We start from the raw sequence: 1,750 nt of genomic DNA on the forward strand, positions 1-1,750 counted from the left end.
GGGGTGGGGCGGCGGGCAGGAAGGCTTCGCCCGCCCGCCGCCCGGGGCGTCACGGTGCGGCGGGTGAGATCTGGGCGCCGAGGGCGAGGGGGGCGAACGTGGCNCCGAAGGTNTTGGTGACGATGTCGGCGACNACGTCGCGGTCCTCGGGCGGCGCGATCCCGATCAGGTTGGACACGGCNGCCTTCAGGCCGAGGACACCAAAGATCTTCTGGAAGGCGAGGAGCTCGCGTAGTTGGGGGCTCCAGCCGACGTCGCCGGCCTCGCGGCGCCGGGCGAGGTTCCGTGCGACCGTCACCGCCCTCGGGTCGATCTCGAGTTTGGTGGCGAGGTCGAAGTCGGTGGACACTTCGACCTGCACGGAGAACCTGCTCGACAGGGCCTCGGTGAGCACCGCCCCGTGTACGCCGGGGTTGTGTCCGGCGATGATGTAGAAGCCGGGGGCGGCCTCGATCGTCTCGCCTTTGTGCGCCTTCACGATGATCCTTTTGCGGCCGTCCATCGCCGGATACATCACCGCGAGGACCGCCGGGCTGATCAGGGTGGCGTCGTCGACGAGGAGGACCTTCCCCTGCTGCATGGCGGTGATCAGCGGCCCGTAGACGAACACGTACCGGCCGTTGTTGGTCTGGGTGTACTCGCCGACGAGGTCACCGACCTGGGTGTCACCGTCGCCCGCGATCGTGATCAGGTCGTCGCCGAACGCGGCTTCGATGACCGAGGTCTTGCCGGTGCCGGGGGGGCCGTAGAGCAGGACGGGCACCTCGGCGGTGCGCAGTTTGCGCAGCACCTCCACGTCGGGCAGGTCCGCGAGCCGGCGTGGCCGGTACACCTGCCCGGACGGCCGGATGATCCCCCCGTCCGGCGTGGTCTTCGGCGCGGCTGGCTTCGCCGGTGCGGGGGCGGGTGCCGGCCGGGCCGTCGCGACGGGCGGCGTCCCGGTCGCCACGGTCAGCGCGTGGCGGGTGGCCCCGTTCGCCGTGTACATCCGGGGCTTCGCCTGGGTGACGGTGGCATGACCGGCCTCGGCNANNCGGTGCAACGCGTTGCCGACCGCGCCGTTGCTGCGCCCGAGTGCCGCCGCGACCCTGGTCGGGGTGTGCGCGCCGTCGTGGTCGAGGAGGTACTGGGCGACGAGGCGATGCAACTCGTTGGGGCCGAGACGGCGCGGGGGCGGGGGCGGGGCGGGGGTACTCATCACGATCTCCAGGGATGCGGGNACGGNCGNCCAGGCGGCGTCGCGGGGATGTCGTGGNGTCCGGGGCGTCGACAACACGCGGCCCGAACGGCAGCGAAATCACGGGGGACGGATAATGTTTTTCCGTAACCGCCCGGCATTCGCGGGGATTGGTATAACCATACGAGGGGAATCTTCGGAATCGCAAGCCGTTTTTCATGACTTTTTGTTTCCGGTTTCCGGTGTTCCCGGCGTTCCGTATTTCGTTGTGGAACAACCGTAACTCGCCATTCCGGCGCCTAGCAACCCTATTTCCATGACTCTTTAGACGGAATTCGCGAAAAGAGTCATGGAAAACGGCTTGCCTAAACAACNATGTAGAGATATCCCGCGTGTGCGTGGTTGAATATGGTTGGAAAAGAGTCATGAAATCGGGGTGGCTGAATGTGGCGCGGCGCGGTATCATGAATCAATCCCGCAAACGACAGACGGAAAACGACGGACGGAGGTGATCGGATGGTGAGGTCGGCCGACTCGGGCGCGCGCCGCCCGTCCGGCGCCTTCGGGGCGCGG

The 1,750-nt window shown here is 67.7% G+C and carries 1 pseudogene; it reads right to left on the reverse strand.

From position 1 onward, the window contains the following. Positions 1-182: 182 nt before the first annotated feature. Positions 183-988: pseudogene (locus FF36_RS31215) on the reverse strand (AAA family ATPase); the annotation flags it as partial. Positions 989-1,750: the final 762 nt, after the last annotated feature.

The sequence above is a fragment of the Frankia torreyi genome, assembly GCF_000948395.1.
Classification (GTDB): domain Bacteria; phylum Actinomycetota; class Actinomycetes; order Frankiales; family Frankiaceae; genus Frankia; species Frankia torreyi.